Here is a 15756-nt window from a genome sequence, read left to right as displayed (position 1 = left end):
AACACAACCATGAACGAACAACACATTGGCGTAGTAGGCGCCGGTACCATGGGGCAAGGGATTGCCCAGGTAGTGGTGGCCAGTGGATTTACGGTGCGCCTTTACGATGTGGCCGACGAGCAGCTAACCCGTGCTCAAGCCGCCATCGATAAAGGGCTTGGCAAGCTGGTCGCTAAAGAAAAAATCAGTGAAGCCGACAAGCGTGATGCGCTGGCCAGGCTTTCCACCACCACGGCGCTTGAAGCACTGAGCGACTGCAGCATTATTATTGAAGCCGCGCCAGAACAGCCAGCGCTTAAGGAAAAGCTGTTTCGTGATCTTAGCCACTTAAGCCACGATGCCATCTTAGCTTCCAACACGTCGTCGCTTTCGCTGACCCGCTTGGCCGCGGTTTGCGAGCGCCCGGAGCGGGTGGTGGGCATGCACTTTTTTAACCCGGTGCCAGTGCTCAAGCTGGTGGAAGTGATTCGTGCCGAGCAGACCTCTGATGCCACCGTGGCGCGCATTGAGGCGCTCACCAAAGCGTTGGGTAAAACCGCCGTGCCGATTGGCGACGCGCCGGGCTTTGCGGTTAACCGCTTGCTGGTGCCGATGATTAACGAAGCTGCGTTTATCGTTCAAGAAGGAACCGCCACCCCTGAAGCGATTGATGAAGCGATGAAGCTAGGCGCCGCCCACCCCATGGGGCCACTGGCGCTGGCCGATTTGATTGGGTTAGACGTTTGTTTGGCGATTATGGAAGTTCTCCAAGAAGGCTTTGGCGACCCCAAATATCGCCCATGCCCACTGTTAAAGCGCATGGTCGATGCGGGCTATCTTGGCCGTAAAAGTGGCCGAGGCTTCCATATATACGAATAACATCGTCAACGCCGCTAGGCTCGACAAAAGAAGTGATTGCCTACCAACCAAGCGTTCGCTAGGGTTGTTGGGTATTCACTTTCATGCGTAATAACAATTAAGGAGCCAGTATGAGCGACGCAGTCATTGAGAAAATTGATAACGACGGTGTGGTGCGCCTGACGATTAACCGTCCTAAGGCACTTAACGCGCTGAATAGCGAGGTGTTAAGCGCGTTGGAGTCACACCTTGTCGAGCTAGAGGCGCATCCCCATTTACGCGCCGTGCTAATTACCGGCGCCGGTGAAAAGTCGTTTGTTGCTGGGGCTGATATCACGGAAATGCGCGATAAAACACCCGAGGAAGCCCGTGCGTTCGCAAGCCAGGCGCTGCGCACCATTAAACGCTTGGAAACGTTACCCGTGCCGGTGGTCGCGCTCGTTAATGGGTTTTGCCTTGGCGGCGGCTGCGAACTGGCGCTGGCCTGCGACTGGGCAGTAGCAAGCGATAATGCTGTTTTCGGGCAGCCTGAAGTATTGCTTGGTGTGATTCCTGGCTTTGGTGGTACCCAGCGCTTACCGCGCCGCGTTGGCCCCGCCATGGCGATTGACCTCGTTACCACGGGGCGCAAAATTGATGCCCAAGAAGCGCTGCGTATTGGGCTAGTTAACCGCGTGATGCCCCAGGCAGAGCTTGAAAACTATGTGGAAGAGCTCACCAAGCAGCTTAAAGGTAACGGCCCGCTGTCGGTACGGGGCGCTAAGCAAGCTGTTCACGATGGCTTGGATCAAGACCTCGGTAGTGCGTTGGCGCTGGAAACCAGCTTGTTCGCGCTTTGCTTTGCAGGCGAGGAGCAAAAAGAGGGCATGAGCGCATTTGTTGAGAAGCGTAAACCCAACTTTTAATCCTTAGTTTGTCAGGTTTGCTTAACGAAGGGGTGGCGGCTACGTCACCCCTCTTTTATGCTCAAAATCCAAAAACTGTGCCCGTTACTACCTACAAGGAGCGTTTATGTTTGATCTTTATATCGCCAATAAGAACTACTCCTCTTGGTCGCTGCGCCCTTGGGTGCTGATGAAGGCGTTGGAGATTCCTTTTAACGAACATTTGATGCCCTTTGAAGGTGGTTTTGGTGAAAGCTATGCGACCTTCACGCGTTTTTCACCCTCAGGCTTAGTACCTTGCCTAGTGGATGTTGAGAGCGAGGTAGCCGTATGGGACTCGTTGGCGATCGTTGAATACCTTGCTGAAGCGCACGCTAACGTATGGCCCCAGGAAAAAGCAGCGCGTGCCTGGGCACGCTGCGCAAGTGCCGAGATGCACAGTGGTTTTGGAGCGCTGCGGGATGAGTGTTCGATGAACTGTGGCGTTCGCGTAACGCTTAATAATTTTTCAGCCGAGCTAAACAACAATCTGGCACGCTTAGACACACTATGGCAGGAAGGGCTTGAGCGCTTTGGTGGCCCCTTTTTGGCAGGTGAGCAGTTCACTGCCGTCGATGCGTTTTACGCCCCCGTCGCCTTTCGAGTACAGACATTTAACCTGCCGCTGAGTGAAGCATCACTTGCCTATGTCCAGCGCCTACTCGCATTGCCTGCCATGGAAGCGTGGTATCAAGCAGCGTTAGCCGAAACGTGGCGCGAGCCGATGCATGAAAAGGAAACCTTAAAAAACGCTGCCTTATTAGCGGATTACCGAGCGGTGTAGCGCTCTGCCACCCTATGTTTCGATAAATCGTTTCGATAAATCCGCTACACTGGCGCAAATTTTAGATGGATATTCCCAATGGCGTTGAGTGCTACCCCCTATAAAGTTGATATCAACCTTACCGACCTTGACCGCAATGTTTATGAAACGCTGCGGTTTACCGTCGCCCGCCATCCGTCTGAAACCGAAGACCGGATGTGCGCGCGTCTGATTGCTTACATACTCTGGTACAGCGAGGCATTAGCCTTTGGGCGTGGGCTTTCCGATGTAGACGAGCCTGCCTTGTGGGAAAAGAGCCTAGATGGCCGAGTGCTGCACTGGGTAGAAGTAGGGCTGCCGGATGCGGAGCGTCTTACCTGGTGTTCGCGCCGTGCTGAGCGGGTCTCACTCCTGGCGTACGGGCGGGTCGATATTTGGGAAAGCAAAGTATTACCTGCCGTGGCGGCACTGAAAAATGTCCATGTGGCCGGGCTGCCCCAAGAAGCCTTATCCACTGTTGCAGCAGGTCTTCCCCGTGCTATTAACTGGGCCGTCATGATTAGTGACGGTTCGCTGTTTATTACTGATGAGCATGGCCAGCATGAGATTACCCCTCAGTGGCTACTGCGCGACCGCTAGGTGTTTCGTTAGCGTGTAAGCAACTTTCTTCCCACAGGCAAAGCGCTGCCGCAGCACTGGGTAATCTATACGCCTACGCAGCTGGCGATATCGCTGGGGAGATGATGCCCAGGACATACCCACACTGGCGCCTAACTTAAACGAGAGAGGGCGGTATGGCTAATAAATACCCACATACGCCGGATGGCCGCTATTTTGTAGCTAAAAAACGGTTATGGCGCTGTACCGACCCTCGCCTTAGCGAAGATGAAAAACGCACCCATATCAAGTCGCTAATGAAAGCCAGGCGAGCGGTGCGTAGTGCTCAACAGCAAGACGATGACACTGCACTGCGCCAAGCCCGTGAGGGCGTGCAGGCGGCCAAAGAGGCACTTGGCGAGCGTGGCCCTGTCTGGTGGCAAGATGGTGCACCTGATGAGGGCGGTTTTGCGCCGCAAAACAGTTCCTACGCGGATTGGTGGGAAGAGCACGCTAGCGATTAAATAACCACCATCGGACTACCAAGCCCTATCCTCAATGAACTCGGTGTTTAAGGTTTATTCACCGAGTAGCCTCGAACGGGGAGAAGGCTTATATGGATATGTGTTTTAACCGCTGGCTAAATTACGCTTAGCTTAAGCGAAGAGTATGTTTGCACAGAATTGAGCACCGCCATCCTTGGCAATACCCACTCTTACAGTTAGCTATTGATCGGCAGTTGATCGAAGTCACTGGCATCGTGACGCTCAGGGAGCTGCTCGCCTGGCTCGCCCCAGGTACGGTTGACCATGCGGCCTCGTTGAACGGCAGGGCGCGCGTCAATTTCTTCAGTCCAGCGTATAACATGCTGGTAGGTATGGGCCTCAAGAAACTCAGCGGCTTCGTAAACGCGGTTTTTCACCAGCGCTCCATACCATGGGTAGATCGCCATATCGGCAATCGTATACTCATCACCCGCCATAAAGCGGTTTTCCGCTAAATGCCGATCCAGCACATCCAGCTGACGCTTCACTTCCATGGTGTAGCGGTCAATCGGGTATTGGTATTTTTCTGGTGCGTAGGCATAAAAGTGACCAAAGCCGCCGCCTAACATCGGTGCACTGCCCATCTGCCAAAATAGCCACGAAAGGCACTCGGTGCGCTTGGCTGGGTCAGTGGGTAAGAAAGCATTAAATTTTTCCGCTAGGTAAAGCAGAATTGCCCCTGACTCAAATACCCGCTGATGCGGGGTAACGCTGTGATCCATAAGCGCTGGTATTTTGGAGTTAGGGTTTACCTCAACAAAGCCACTGCCAAATTGGTCGCCTTCACCAATTTGTATCAGGTACGCATCATACTCAGCCGCTGAAAAACCTTTTTCTAGCAGCTCTTCGAGCATCACCGTAACTTTTACGCCGTTTGGGGTCGCCAGCGAGTAGAGCTGCAGAGGGTGCTTGCCGACCGGCAACGGCTTATCGTGGGTGGCACCCGCCACAGGACGATTGATGTTGGCAAACTGACCACCGTTCCCAGGTTCCCACTTCCATACCCGGGGTGGTGTATAGGTCGTGTTATCGCTCATATTTTCCTCGCTCTTTACCAGGTGAATAAAAGGGCGGTACAGCAACTCATCCGAAGAAGTTGGGTCGTTCAGTCTTCATGGGGCCGTATAGCGCTGGTACAAGGTCTATATTTTTTAGCATGTTAACGAGTGGTTAGCTATCAAGGAGAAACACGATGCGTGTTATCGGCGTGCTGGGCGGTATGAGCTGGGAGTCAACGCAGAGCTATTACAAAGCAATCAATGAAGGCGTGAATCACGCGTTAGGCGGCTTTCACTCTGCTCCTATGGTGTTAGTGAGCGTGGACTTCGCTGAAATAGAAGCGTTACAGCGACAGGGCAATTGGCAGGCGGCAGGAGCGCTACTTGCTCAGGCGGCAAAACGAATTGAGCTTGCCGGGGCCGAGGGCCTGCTATTGGCAACCAACACTATGCATAACGTAGCCCCTGAGATTGAAGCCGCTATTCATATCCCATTGCTACATATTGCCGATGCGACTGGGGAAAAGTGTCAGCAAGATGGTGTCACGCGGGTCGGCTTGTTAGGGACTCGATTTACCATGGAACAAGAATTCTACAAGGCGCGCTTGAAAGGGCGCTTTGCCATTGATGTGCTCACACCCAAGGATGACGATCGCCAAGCTGTACATGACATTATTTTCAAAGAGCTATGTCATGGCCAGTTTAATGAGTCATCTCGGCAGCGCTATTTGGATATTATTGCCTCATTACACCGGCGGGGAGCTCAAGCCGTTATTCTCGGCTGTACGGAAATAGCACTGCTTGTTGATCAGCGCCATACATCGGTGCCGCTTTACGATACTACCGCTTTGCATGCCAGCAAAGCGGTAGCCTGGGCGCTGGGTAATTAAACCAGGGTCAGCGTGACATCAATATTGCCGCGCGTGGCGTTAGAGTAAGGGCAGACGATGTGGGCTTTATCGACCAATGTTTGAGCTACGTCCTTCTCTAAACCGGGCAGGCTGATTTTAAGCTCGACCTCGATACCAAAGCCGGTAGGAATGGCGCCAATACCCACGCTGCCGTCGATCTGGGTATCTTCAGGGAGCTTAACTTTTCCCTGACCTGCCACGTGCTTGAGAGCGCCTAAAAAGCAAGCAGAGTAGCCTGCCGCAAACAGCTGCTCAGGGTTGGTGCCTTGACCGCCAGCGCCACCCAGCTCTTTGGGCGTGCTGAGCTGAACGTCCAGCGCGCCATCAGAAGATTTAGCATGGCCTTCGCGGCCGCCAGTAGCATTCGCATGGGCGCGGTAAGCAATTGTTTCGATAGACATAGCGTATTTCCTATAGGTGATTGTTGTAAGTGGGTGGTATATGTAGCCGCTTTAATTTAGTGCAGCTTTATTTTGCGCGCAAGCAAATTGGCCAAAAAAGTAGGCACCTCAATACGGTGTCTAGTGGCTCATTGAAGCTTTTGTAGGCTTTCCCGCAGCTGGGCTAAATCCTCTTTAAGCTGGGTTAATGTGTCCACAGACTTTTCGCTAGCGTTGACGATACAGCTAGGAATATGGCGCGCCTGCTCACGTAGTGAACGGCCGTTTTGTGTCAAGAAAAGCTCAACAACTCGCTCATCTTGCTGGCTACGCTGACGAATAAGTAGCTGTTCGCTTTCAAGCCGTTTTAGCAGGGGCGTTAATGAGCCTGGGTCGGTTAGTAAACGCTTGCTTAGTGTCCCAACAGTAATGCCATCCTCTTGCCAGAGGACCAGCATGGCAAGGTATTGAGGGTAAGTAAGCCCTAACTCTTTGAGTAGAGGCTTATAAACTTTGGTCATCATCAGCGATGTTGAATAGAGTGCAAAGCAGAGCTGGTGGTCTAGCTCTAGTTCAGTACAAGGATCTGGCGCTGGCATGTCGACTCCGGGACAGAATGCATAACGCGTAATGTAGCGCGGGGGGCAGCGAGTAGCTATCCCTAGACGTTGGTCGTAAGTTAGACGTTTTGTTTTGACACGCCGTGTCGCGGTGGCTAGCCTTTATCTATCGAATGTTACCGGTAACAATTTATTGAAACATAAGCCGTAAGCCTGATGGCCGATACGATTCGATAGACCTTTGATAAATAGCACACCAACAACAACTATTCTGGAGATAACGTCATGAAAACGATTTGGCGCAGCACGCTTACTCTGGTCGGTGCGACCACTCTGACTTTTGGCATGGCACATGCTCAAAGCCCTGAACTTTCTGATCCGCCCGCCATTGAAGGCGAGATCGTGGCTGACCACGGAAGCCACACCTTACGTATGGGGATTGGCTTATCTGAAACGTCGCCGCAGTTTCTTTCTAGCCAGTACTTCGGCGAAATTCTTGAGCAGCGCACGGATGGACGTATTACGGTCAATGTTTTCCCCAACAGCCAGTTGGGTGATGACGTCCAAATGATGGAAATGCTGCAAACTGGCACGTTGGACATGACCTACCCTTCCAGCTCGGCGACCACCGGCTATGTGCAAGCGCTTTCAGTGTTTGACCTTCCATTCCTACTGCCGAGCCGCGAAGCCGCGGTTGCTGTTATGCAGAGTGACGTGGCTCAGGGAATGCTGGATGCGTTTGAGGGCACAGGCTTAAAAGCACTAACGTTCTCAGAAAATGGCTACCGCCAGCTATCTAACAGTGCACGGCCCATCGAATCACCTGACGATGTTGCTGGATTGGACGTTCGCGGACTCAGCGTTCGTACGATGGAAAATCCTGTGCACTTAGCCATTTGGGAAGCGTTAGGTGCCAACCCAACACCCATGGCCTTTGGCGAGCTATTTTCGGCGCTTGAGCAAGGTGTTGTGGACGGCCAGGAGAATCCTTGGAGCACCATCCTGACCTCTAACTTTAACGAAGTGCAGGACTACGGCACCGAAACGCGCCATGTGTATACGCCGTTTATCATGATGCTTTCCGAGCGTACCTGGAACCGCATGGCGCCTGAGTACCAAGAGCTCGTTATGGAGGCCACTCGCCAGTCGGCTGACTATGAAATTCAGCTCTCTGCCGAGTATGACGACTGGTCGCGTGACCAGTTAGAAGCGCGCGGCATGCAAATCACCCGTTTAGATGATGATCAGTTAGCCGCTTTCCAAAACGCTGTACAGCCTGTTTATGACGAGTGGGCGCCGCGTATCGGTGAAGATCTGATCGCTGAAATTCAGCAAATCGTCGAAGAAAGCAGTCACTAATCCTGCACGTATAGCGCGACAACGGGCAGGCCCATGTGCCTGCCCGACGTGTCAGTGCCCCTGGAGTTCTTATGACTACCTCCTCTACTCCCCCCAATTCGGTGACCGCTGCAGAACCGGTGCTGGAAGATCCGTCAGTTTATTTGAACGATCCTAACCGTAAGCTGCTTGAGCTTGATACCGAGACGCAACAGGGGCCGCTGTTGTTTCGCTGGCTAACGCTCGCTATGGAATATTTGATTGGCGCTATTTTGGTGGCGCTGATTGTGGCGGTGTCCAGTAATGTCGTTGGCCGCTCTGTGTTTAATCATTCACTGCCTTGGGCCGATGAGTTGGCCCGAATGCTGTTTATTTGGCTGGTTTTTATGGGCGCTGCTGCCGCTTTTGCACGCTACGAGCATATTGCGGTTGATGCGCTGGTAAGGCGCTTACCATTGCGCGTCGCGCACATGCTCTATTTCTTACAACACCTGATTATTACCGGGCTGATGCTGGTGATGATTTGGGGCGGTTATCAAGTGCTCACACGTTCCAGCGGTCGCTCTGCCATCATGGGCGTGCCGTTAAGCTTGGTCAGCCTTTCGTTGGTGCTATGCGTCATTTTTATTGCGGCGGTTGCGCTCTGGCGTATGTGGGTCAGCCTGGGTGTTATTCGTCAACCGCATCGCCAATCGACTGACTTACCTGGGGGGCGTTAATCATGCTGTGGATTTTTCTCGCCATACTATTGGCATCTATTGTGATTGGTTTACCGATTGCGTTTGGCCTTGGGGTCGCTGCCCTGGTGATGGCGGTGCTCTCCGATATCCCCCTATCGATTATGATTGAGCAGTCGATCCGTGGCGTGAATAGCTTCCCGCTGCTAGCCATTCCATTTTTTATCCTCGTTGGCGAAGTAATGAGCAACGGCGGTATTGCTCGGCGCTTAATGGAGCTTGCCGGTGCGCTGGTTGGCTTTGTGCGCGGAGGGCTTGGTCAGGTAGCCATTGCCGGTTCGATGTTTTTTGGTGGGATCAGCGGCTCGGCGGTAGCGGATACTGCAGCCACTGGCGCAATGATGATTCCCTCAATGAAGCAGCAAGGGTATACCGCAGCTAACGCCACGGCGATTAACACCGTGTCGTCGGTAATTGGGATTATCATCCCGCCCTCTATACCGCTTATTTTATATGGCATTGTGACCGAAACATCGATCAGTCGTCTGTTTATCGCGGGACTTGTTCCGGGCCTGTTAATTGGTGCCGCGCTAATGGTGACCACCTATATTCTGGCGGGCAAGCAGGGCGGTGGCGTTCGCCAATTCCGCTGGGACCGTTTGTGGAAAGCCTTTAAAGATGCCTGGCTAGCCCTGGCGCTCCCTGTGATCGTCATTGGTGGCATTATTGGTGGCGTGTTTACCGCCACCGAAGCAGCCGTTGCCGCGTTGCTTTATTCGCTGGCCATTTCTCTGTTGGTATACCGTGAATTTAAGCTAAGTGAGTTGGTCGGTATGCTGATTCGCACGGCAAGGCTCACCGGCATGGTGATGATGCTGCTGGCCTTTGCCACCGTTATCGCTTGGTTTTTAACCATTAACATGGTGCCACAAACGTTAGTGCGCCAAGTGCAGGCCATTACCCAAGAGCCGCTTTTGCTGCTGCTGATTGTGGCGGGTCTACTACTGTTGGTGGGCTTCGTTATGGACTTAACGCCAGCCATGGTGATTATGGCGCCCATGCTCGCGCCAATCGTGACATCCGTCGGCGTCGATGCTGCTTACTTTGGCGTTCTAATGGCCTTTATTTTAGGGATTGGGCTGTTAACCCCACCGGTTGGCACTTGCCTGTACGTGGGGTGTGGCGTCGGCAAGGTCTCAATGGAATCCCTGGTAAAAGCCATGCTGCCTTATTACGCCGCCTTGATCGTTGTTCTGGTGGTGCTGATTGCGTTTCCTGGCATCGTAACCTGGCTGCCTGATCTCACCGCCGTGCGCGGCAATTGATAGGAGCATCGAGTGGATAAGCCATCACATCGTATTCTTGTCATGGGCGTTTCTGGGTCAGGTAAATCCCATGTTGGGCAGCAGTTAGCGGCAGCGCTGGGAGCCACGTTTATTGACGGTGATGACCATCATTCACCGGCGAATGTGGCGAAAATGGCTAGCGGTACGCCGCTCAATGACGATGATCGTCGTGACTGGCTGGCAACGCTTGCTGACTTGTTCGCGGCCCACAAGGCGCGTAATGCATCTGTTGTTATCGCCTGTTCCGGCCTTAAAAAACGCTATCGTGAACGCCTACGTGAAGGTGATTCTGCACTGCGTGTTTTATATCTAGAGGGAAGCCACGCGCTACTGCGTGAGCGGTTGGAAACCAGGGCAGGACACTTCTTTAAAGGCGACAGCATGTTGGCAAGTCAGCTTGCCGATTTAGAGCCGCCAAGCAGTGAGGAGGCGGTGACGATATCGATTGCAAAATCTCCTCGTGAGATTGTCGCATGTTTTAAGGCAGCGTTAACGCCCACATCGCGTGCCCATTAGGCTAAAGGATGGGATAGGCGGCGGGCCTTATTATTCGCTATGGTATGGCCCCCGCGTATTCAAGAGCTAAGTATTTCAGACCAAAGCATTCAAGACCAAAGTATTCAAAAAAACAGGCAGTGACGCCATTGAAGAAAAAACGCCCGACATTACAAGATATAGCTGACCGCGTTGACGCGACTAAAATGACCGTCAGTCGCTGCTTGCGGGATCCTGATACGGTATCGGAAGGGCTTCGCGAACGTATTTTTAGCGTTGCCGAACAGCTTGGCTACATACCCAATCGGGCGCCAGACCTGCTTTCGCGTGCGACCAGCCACTCTATCGGCGTGCTGGTGCCGTCGTTAACCAACCAAGTATTTGCGGATGTGATAGTCGGCATCGAAGCGTACACCGAGCCCGCCGGCTATCACTTGATGCTCTCTCACTATGGTTACAGCCCCGAGCTTGAAGAGCGCAGCTTGGCTTCGCTGCTCTCTTATAATGTGGACGGCGTTATCTTGTCAGATCGTGACCACACGCCACGTAGCCTGAAGATGTTGGAGACAGCAGGCATCCCTATTGTCGAAATAATGGACACCCGCCGCCCGCCACTGCAGCAGGCAGTGGGCTACGATAACGTCCAGGCTGCTTACGATATGGTGAGTGAGATGATCCGCCGTGGCAGGCGTCAGGTAATTTATCTTGCCGTGCGCCTGGATGAGCGCACACGTCAGCGGGAGCTAGGCTATCGCCAGGCGATGGAAGAGCAGGGGTTAACACCGGTAACGCTGCAAAGCAGCCAACGCTCTTCCTATAGTGTAGGGGCGGCATTGATGCAGGAAATTCAACGAAATTACCCCAATGCCGATGGTGTTTTTTGCACAAACGACGACGTGGCGGTAGGGGCTTACTTCGAATGTTTACGCCATGGCGTCAAGGTGCCTCAACAGATGGCGATTGCTGGGTTTCATGGTCACGATGTTGGCCAAGCGATGACGCCGCGCCTTGCCAGCGTCATTACGCCTCGGCAAGCCATTGGTGAAGCCGCCGCGAAAACGCTGTTGTCGCGCATTCGCGGCGAATCACTTGAGCACCACGTGATGGATTTGGGGTATCGGATTGAAGCGGGTAACACGCTTTAGTCTCAGGGTCGCTAGCGGCGAGCTGGCAAACTCGATAGGCTCTTAATTAAAGAGCTGCCATATCGAGTGCGAGATTCTCATGAAAATTACCCAACTCAGCGTCTATCCGGTTAAATCGCTTAAGGGGATCGACGTTACTCAAAGTGATATTTATGCCCATGGCTTGGCTTGGGATCGGCGTTGGATGCTAGTGGATGCCCAGCAGCGTTTTGTTACCCAGCGCCAGTTACCTGCGCTTGCCACCATTTCGGTCGCGCTCACGTCTGAAGCGCTGGTGCTCTCCCATCCCAGTGTGGACCCAATTGCCATTTCCCTATCAGACCCCAAGGGTAATCTTCGCTTAGTTAAGGTATGGGAAGATCACTGTAAAGCGCTGCCTGAAGGTGACGAGGTGTCCCGTTGGCTTGAGTCAGCTTTGGGCGAGCAGGCACGAGGCATCAGTATGGTGCGATTTGCAGCTGAGTTTACGCGTGCGGTTGAGGCGGATTTTTTAGCAGGCGGAGAAGCCCACACCTATTTTGCTGATGGTTACCCCTTTCTTATAACCACTACCGCTTCTTTAGACGCGCTAAATCAAGCGCTCATTGCCGATGGGCAGGCCCCCATACCGATGAACCGCTTTCGTCCCAATATCGTTATTGAGTGTGCAGATGCTTGGGCTGAAGACCAGTGGGCAACGCTGTCCGCAGAGCAGGGCGGTTATGAGCTAACGTTACGCAAACCTTGCCAACGCTGCAAAATCACCACCGTTGACCAGCAAACGGCGGCGATACCCGCACCGGGCGAGCCTTTGAAAACGCTGCTTGCGCTCAACACTCAGCCTCATCTTAAAGGCGCCTACTTTGGTCAGAATGCTACCTTAACCGCTGGGCAAGGTAGCGTCATTTGTGTCGGGGATGAGGTGGTGCCAACGCACCGCGATGCTTAAACCGTAATAACCGGGTGGCAATCGCTGTGCCCAGTAAGGTAATTACCATACCCACCACTACCTGAAGGCTTAGCGTTTCATCCAATAGTAAATAGCCCCACATTAGCGCGCTGACCGGTACTAAAAAAGTGACGGTTGATGTGGCCGTAGCGCCTGCGCTGGCGAGTAAACCAAAATACAGTAGGAATGCCAGCGTAGTACTGAGGGCCGCTAACGCCAGCGCATTGCCCCACGCAAGGGGGCCCACTGGCTCGCTTGGCCATAACAGCAGGCCGGGTATTAGCAGAACTAAGGCAGACATCGCGCTGCTGCCCGCTGCAAGTACGCGACTGGGCAGATGCCCCAGGCGGGTCTTTGAATAGTTACTAGCAATGCCGTAACAAAAAGTCGCCCCTAACACCGCGACAATAAACCAGCCATCGCCACCCAGTGCAAAATCTAGTCGGTTAGCGGAAAGCACATACACCCCCAGCAGGGCCAGGGCTAACCCAAGGTATTGCTGGCGCTGCACGGGGGTTGCAAAAAAAGCGGCACCTAACAGCGCGGTAAAAATCGGAGTCGTGGCGTTAAGAAGAGAGGTAAAGCCTGCTTCAAGGCGTGTGGTCGCTAGGGCCAGCAGTGAAAAAGGCAGCACATGGTTGATAATACCCAGCAGCAGTAGCGGCCCCTTATGCTGCCAAATCAGCCGCAGGTACTTCAGGCTCATTAGCAGCGGCACTAGCAACAGCGCTCCAACCCCCATACGCAGCAACACAAGCGGCACTGGCCCAAATTCTGGCACTGCTACCCGCATAAAAATAAACGAAAGCCCCCACAAAGAAGAGAGCAGCAGCAGGCGCATCGCATCAGCCGTTGACATGGCGTGTCCTTACGTCGATGACATTATTTATAGTGATTGTTATGGTACTCAAAAGTGTAGAGACAAAGTATCTGAAAGCGAACAGATCGCGCGTCTTATCAACAGTTTCCTTAGATTGACTTCGTGCAATAATGTCAACCTGTGTATCGTTACTGTTTTAGCGTTGACCGTAATGTAACTAGTCTCTACTGTCTCGCTAAACGGTGCTTACGCACTTTTTACAATTTTGAGGAAAGGCCGTGGATCTCGCAACGCTGATTGGTTTGGTGGGGGCAGCTGTTCTGGTGGGCGCCGCTGTAATACTAGGCACGTCACCCGAAGTGTTTATGAACCCGACCGGGCTGCTGCTAGTTGTCGGGGGAAGCTTATTTGTCGTACTGGCAAAATTCAGTATCACGCAATTTAAATTTGCTTTTAAAGCGGCGGCGAGGGCTTTTAAATTTCAGTTGCCCAACGTTCAGGAGAGCATTGAAGAGCTAGTAGAGTTGTCTAAAGTTGCTCGCCGAGAAGGCATGATTGCCTTAGAAAACAAAGAAGTAAATTCACCCTTTCTTGCAAAAGGTTTGCAAATGCTCGCCGACGGCTTCAGTGCCGACATGATCAAAGAGATGATGGAAAAAGAGCGCTTATTGACCTTAGAGCGTAACGAGGCGGGCGGCCGCGTTTTTTCTGCGTTGGGAGAAGTTTCTCCTGCGATGGGCATGATTGGTACGTTGGTGGGCTTGGTACAGATGCTCTCTAATATGGGTGACCCCTCCTTGATTGGCCCCGCGATGGCGGTTGCTCTATTGACCACGCTCTATGGTGCAATGATTGCCACTATGATCGCCAACCCAATCGCTGAAAAACTTTGGGTGCGTATGAACCAAGAAGCCAAAATGCAGCAGCTGTGGATTGATGCGCTCCTGGCAATAAAAGGTGACAAAAATCCACGCGTCCTTGAGCAAATGCTGACGCTTTATTTACCTCCCGAGCGCCGCGGTGCATCAAATGCTGACGAAAAAACTCCTGCAGGCGAGCGAACGTAAGCGATGGCTAAGAAGAGCAACATACCAGCATGGATGGTGACCTATGCAGATTTAATGACACTGCTGCTGTGCTTTTTTGTACTTTTATTGTCATTTGCAGAGATTGACGCTGAAAAATTTCGCCGAGTGGCAGATGAGCTGTCAAAAGCGTTTGGCGTACAGCGTGATGTAGAAGCCACGCAAATACCCATGGGAACCAGTGCGGTATTACAAAATTTCTCCCCCGCTACGCCAGACCGCACCTTTGTTGACGAGGTTCGTCAACGCACAACGCTTCAGCAACCCCAGCTCGAAACGATGCGTAGCCTTTTGGAATCACAGCGACAGCAGCGCACCTTGCAAGTAGCAAGCGCACTTGAGGCGCTATTACAAGAGTCGTCGCTAGAAGGCGTGACAGAAATTGAGGTTGACCAGTTCCGTGTGGTGATACGAGTGGCGGAGCAGGGCACGTTTGGCTCAGGTAATGCTGATGTAACGTCTGATTTTGTTAATTTGCTTGTTGATTTAGCGTCTGTGCTAGCTTCCGTAGATGGCTCAGTGTCTGTTCACGGGCATACGGATAACGTGCCCATCCGCACCTCCCGTTTCCGCAGCAATTGGGATCTTTCCGCTATGCGTGCCGCATCGGTGGCCAATGTGCTTGTTGCCACAGAAGAATTACTGCCTGAGCAACTGGTGATTCAAGGTTTTGCGGATACCAGACCATTAGCTTCCAATTCAACTCCTGAAGGGCGAGGGGTAAATCGCCGTGTAGAAATGGTGATAGATCTTAGTGATCCTTTTGAAGAGCGGGGAGAGCACTCTGTACGTGCATTGCAAAGCAGTATCGAAGAGACGTCCGGCAGTTAGTGGGTTAATTCGGCATAGTTGATAGAATCGGCTACGCTGAAGGAGCTAGTGGGCGCAGTGTGTGCCTACTCATGCAATTAGCGAAACACCACAGGAAAGGAGAACAGGATGGATCGTAAAGCTAGTGCACATTGGGAAGGTGGCTTGAAGGATGGTCAAGGCACCGTATCCACCGAAAGTGGCGTTTTGGAAGCCACTAACTACTCTTTTAAAAAGCGCTTTGAAGACGAGCCAGGCACCAATCCAGAAGAGCTGATTGGCGCGGCCCATGCCAGTTGTTTTTCAATGGCGCTTTCTATGATTTTGGGCGAAAAAGGCTACACCGCAGAAACAATTGATACCAACGCTAGGGTGACGCTTTCTCAAAGTACAGATGGCTTTGATATCTCTAAGATTCACTTAGAGGTAGAAGCTTCCATCAGTGGTGCTGATGAAGCTGCATTTAAAGAAGCGGCAGAAATGGCTAAAGACAATTGCCCCGTTTCTAAAGTTCTGAATGCAGAAATTACAATGGAAGCCAAGCTTAAAAATTAATGTTTTTTTTCGTTTTTATAACTTAAGTTATGGCGCCATGTTA

General features: G+C 52.5%; 19 protein-coding genes. 15 read left to right on the top strand and 4 right to left on the bottom strand.

The genetic code is table 11. The annotated features are described in order from the left end of the window. The first annotated feature begins 9 nt into the window (after positions 1-9). From P8S54_RS06305 to P8S54_RS06285, 5 genes are all read left to right on the top strand, one after another. Positions 10-858, top strand: a complete 849-nt coding sequence (locus P8S54_RS06305; RefSeq protein ID WP_009101063.1) for a 3-hydroxybutyryl-CoA dehydrogenase — start codon at positions 10-12, stop codon at positions 856-858. Positions 859-968: 110 nt separating this feature from the next. After that, positions 969-1742 (top strand): enoyl-CoA hydratase-related protein, encoded by a 774-nt coding sequence (locus tag P8S54_RS06300; protein ID WP_281443688.1) that lies wholly within the window; start codon positions 969-971, stop codon positions 1740-1742. A gap of 106 nt (positions 1743-1848) precedes the next feature. Further along, entirely contained in the window at positions 1849-2544 is a 696-nt protein-coding gene (locus P8S54_RS06295; RefSeq protein ID WP_281443687.1) for a glutathione S-transferase family protein, read from the top strand. A gap of 78 nt (positions 2545-2622) precedes the next feature. Continuing rightward, positions 2623-3162: a YaeQ family protein gene (locus P8S54_RS06290; RefSeq protein ID WP_281443686.1), complete on the top strand. Its 540-nt coding sequence runs from the start codon at positions 2623-2625 to the stop codon at positions 3160-3162. Between the two features lie 155 nt (positions 3163-3317). Then, positions 3318-3644: a hypothetical protein gene (locus tag P8S54_RS06285; protein WP_281443685.1), complete on the top strand. Its 327-nt coding sequence runs from the start codon at positions 3318-3320 to the stop codon at positions 3642-3644. Positions 3645-3841: 197 nt separating this feature from the next. On the opposite strand, the gene yghU is transcribed toward P8S54_RS06285, so the two are convergent. Beyond that, the gene (gene yghU / locus P8S54_RS06280; RefSeq protein ID WP_281443684.1) at positions 3842-4702 is read right to left on the bottom strand and encodes a glutathione-dependent disulfide-bond oxidoreductase; all 861 of its coding nucleotides are present in this window, start codon (positions 4700-4702) and stop codon (positions 3842-3844) included. 155 nt (positions 4703-4857) lie between these two features. Here yghU and P8S54_RS06275 point away from each other — a divergent pair, with 155 nt between their 5' ends. Continuing rightward, positions 4858-5553, top strand: coding sequence for an aspartate/glutamate racemase family protein (locus P8S54_RS06275; protein WP_281443683.1), 696 nt, complete (start codon positions 4858-4860; stop codon positions 5551-5553). Here the strand turns inward: P8S54_RS06275 and P8S54_RS06270 are convergent. Both P8S54_RS06270 and P8S54_RS06265 read right to left on the bottom strand, forming a co-directional pair. Next, on the bottom strand, positions 5550-5975 hold the full coding sequence (locus tag P8S54_RS06270) for an organic hydroperoxide resistance protein (protein WP_281443682.1): 426 nt from the start codon (positions 5973-5975) through the stop codon (positions 5550-5552). The two genes, P8S54_RS06275 and P8S54_RS06270, sit on opposite strands and share 4 nt — an antisense overlap. A 128-nt stretch (positions 5976-6103) precedes the next feature. After that, complete coding sequence (locus tag P8S54_RS06265) at positions 6104-6553, bottom strand: MarR family transcriptional regulator (RefSeq protein WP_281443681.1); 450 nt, start codon at positions 6551-6553, stop codon at positions 6104-6106. A gap of 246 nt (positions 6554-6799) precedes the next feature. On the opposite strand from P8S54_RS06265, the gene P8S54_RS06260 reads away from it, so the two are divergent. The 6 genes from P8S54_RS06260 to P8S54_RS06235 all read left to right on the top strand — a co-directional run bounded on the left by P8S54_RS06260 (position 6800) and on the right by P8S54_RS06235 (position 12443). Continuing rightward, a complete protein-coding gene (locus P8S54_RS06260) occupies positions 6800-7873 on the top strand; it encodes a TRAP transporter substrate-binding protein (protein ID WP_281443680.1) in 1074 nt (357 codons plus the stop codon). A gap of 71 nt (positions 7874-7944) precedes the next feature. Beyond that, positions 7945-8571, top strand: a complete 627-nt coding sequence (locus tag P8S54_RS06255; RefSeq protein WP_281443679.1) for a TRAP transporter small permease — start codon at positions 7945-7947, stop codon at positions 8569-8571. 2 nt (positions 8572-8573) lie between these two features. Then, positions 8574-9854 carry a TRAP transporter large permease gene (locus P8S54_RS06250; RefSeq protein WP_281443678.1) on the top strand — a complete coding sequence of 427 codons (1281 nt, stop codon included), beginning with the start codon at positions 8574-8576 and terminating at the stop codon, positions 9852-9854. 12 nt (positions 9855-9866) lie between these two features. Then, a complete protein-coding gene (locus P8S54_RS06245) occupies positions 9867-10391 on the top strand; it encodes a gluconokinase (RefSeq protein WP_281443677.1) in 525 nt (174 codons plus the stop codon). 128 nt (positions 10392-10519) lie between these two features. Further along, positions 10520-11515, top strand: a complete 996-nt coding sequence (gntR, locus tag P8S54_RS06240; protein ID WP_281443676.1) for a gluconate operon transcriptional repressor GntR — start codon at positions 10520-10522, stop codon at positions 11513-11515. Between the two features lie 79 nt (positions 11516-11594). Next, on the top strand, positions 11595-12443 hold the full coding sequence (locus P8S54_RS06235; protein WP_281443675.1) for an MOSC N-terminal beta barrel domain-containing protein: 849 nt from the start codon (positions 11595-11597) through the stop codon (positions 12441-12443). Here the strand turns inward: P8S54_RS06235 and P8S54_RS06230 are convergent. Then, positions 12397-13302 carry a DMT family transporter gene (locus P8S54_RS06230; protein ID WP_281443674.1) on the bottom strand — a complete coding sequence of 302 codons (906 nt, stop codon included), beginning with the start codon at positions 13300-13302 and terminating at the stop codon, positions 12397-12399. The two genes, P8S54_RS06235 and P8S54_RS06230, sit on opposite strands and share 47 nt — an antisense overlap. Positions 13303-13541: 239 nt before the next feature. Between P8S54_RS06230 and P8S54_RS06225 the strand changes: the two genes are divergently transcribed. From P8S54_RS06225 to P8S54_RS06215, 3 genes are all read left to right on the top strand, one after another. After that, positions 13542-14330 carry a MotA/TolQ/ExbB proton channel family protein gene (locus P8S54_RS06225; protein ID WP_281443673.1) on the top strand — a complete coding sequence of 263 codons (789 nt, stop codon included), beginning with the start codon at positions 13542-13544 and terminating at the stop codon, positions 14328-14330. A gap of 3 nt (positions 14331-14333) precedes the next feature. Beyond that, positions 14334-15179 carry a flagellar motor protein MotB gene (locus P8S54_RS06220; RefSeq protein ID WP_281443672.1) on the top strand — a complete coding sequence of 282 codons (846 nt, stop codon included), beginning with the start codon at positions 14334-14336 and terminating at the stop codon, positions 15177-15179. Between the two features lie 108 nt (positions 15180-15287). Beyond that, on the top strand, positions 15288-15713 hold the full coding sequence (locus P8S54_RS06215) for an OsmC family protein (RefSeq protein WP_281443671.1): 426 nt from the start codon (positions 15288-15290) through the stop codon (positions 15711-15713). Positions 15714-15756 lie beyond the last annotated feature (43 nt).

This window comes from Halomonas sp. M1, assembly GCF_029581375.1.
Taxonomy (GTDB): Bacteria; Pseudomonadota; Gammaproteobacteria; order Pseudomonadales; family Halomonadaceae; genus Vreelandella.
The sequence above is the reverse complement of the archived record's forward strand: the minus strand, read 5'-3'. Positions and strand labels throughout refer to the sequence as shown.

Bases quoted from the DNA above. Each gene is read 5' to 3' on its own strand.
- P8S54_RS06305 (WP_009101063.1), top strand. From the start codon at position 10: ATGAACGAACAACACATTGGCGTAGTAGGCGCCGGTACCATGGGGCAA.
- P8S54_RS06300 (WP_281443688.1), top strand. From the start codon at position 969: ATGAGCGACGCAGTCATTGAGAAAATTGATAACGACGGTGTGGTGCGC.
- P8S54_RS06295 (WP_281443687.1), top strand. From the start codon at position 1,849: ATGTTTGATCTTTATATCGCCAATAAGAACTACTCCTCTTGGTCGCTG.
- P8S54_RS06290 (WP_281443686.1), top strand. From the start codon at position 2,623: ATGGCGTTGAGTGCTACCCCCTATAAAGTTGATATCAACCTTACCGAC.
- P8S54_RS06285 (WP_281443685.1), top strand. From the start codon at position 3,318: ATGGCTAATAAATACCCACATACGCCGGATGGCCGCTATTTTGTAGCT.
- yghU (WP_281443684.1), bottom strand. From the start codon at position 4,702: ATGAGCGATAACACGACCTATACACCACCCCGGGTATGGAAGTGGGAA.
- P8S54_RS06275 (WP_281443683.1), top strand. From the start codon at position 4,858: ATGCGTGTTATCGGCGTGCTGGGCGGTATGAGCTGGGAGTCAACGCAG.
- P8S54_RS06270 (WP_281443682.1), bottom strand. From the start codon at position 5,975: ATGTCTATCGAAACAATTGCTTACCGCGCCCATGCGAATGCTACTGGC.
- P8S54_RS06265 (WP_281443681.1), bottom strand. From the start codon at position 6,553: ATGCCAGCGCCAGATCCTTGTACTGAACTAGAGCTAGACCACCAGCTC.
- P8S54_RS06260 (WP_281443680.1), top strand. From the start codon at position 6,800: ATGAAAACGATTTGGCGCAGCACGCTTACTCTGGTCGGTGCGACCACT.
- P8S54_RS06255 (WP_281443679.1), top strand. From the start codon at position 7,945: ATGACTACCTCCTCTACTCCCCCCAATTCGGTGACCGCTGCAGAACCG.
- P8S54_RS06250 (WP_281443678.1), top strand. From the start codon at position 8,574: ATGCTGTGGATTTTTCTCGCCATACTATTGGCATCTATTGTGATTGGT.
- P8S54_RS06235 (WP_281443675.1), top strand. From the start codon at position 11,595: ATGAAAATTACCCAACTCAGCGTCTATCCGGTTAAATCGCTTAAGGGG.
- P8S54_RS06230 (WP_281443674.1), bottom strand. From the start codon at position 13,302: ATGTCAACGGCTGATGCGATGCGCCTGCTGCTGCTCTCTTCTTTGTGG.
- P8S54_RS06220 (WP_281443672.1), top strand. From the start codon at position 14,334: ATGGCTAAGAAGAGCAACATACCAGCATGGATGGTGACCTATGCAGAT.
- P8S54_RS06215 (WP_281443671.1), top strand. From the start codon at position 15,288: ATGGATCGTAAAGCTAGTGCACATTGGGAAGGTGGCTTGAAGGATGGT.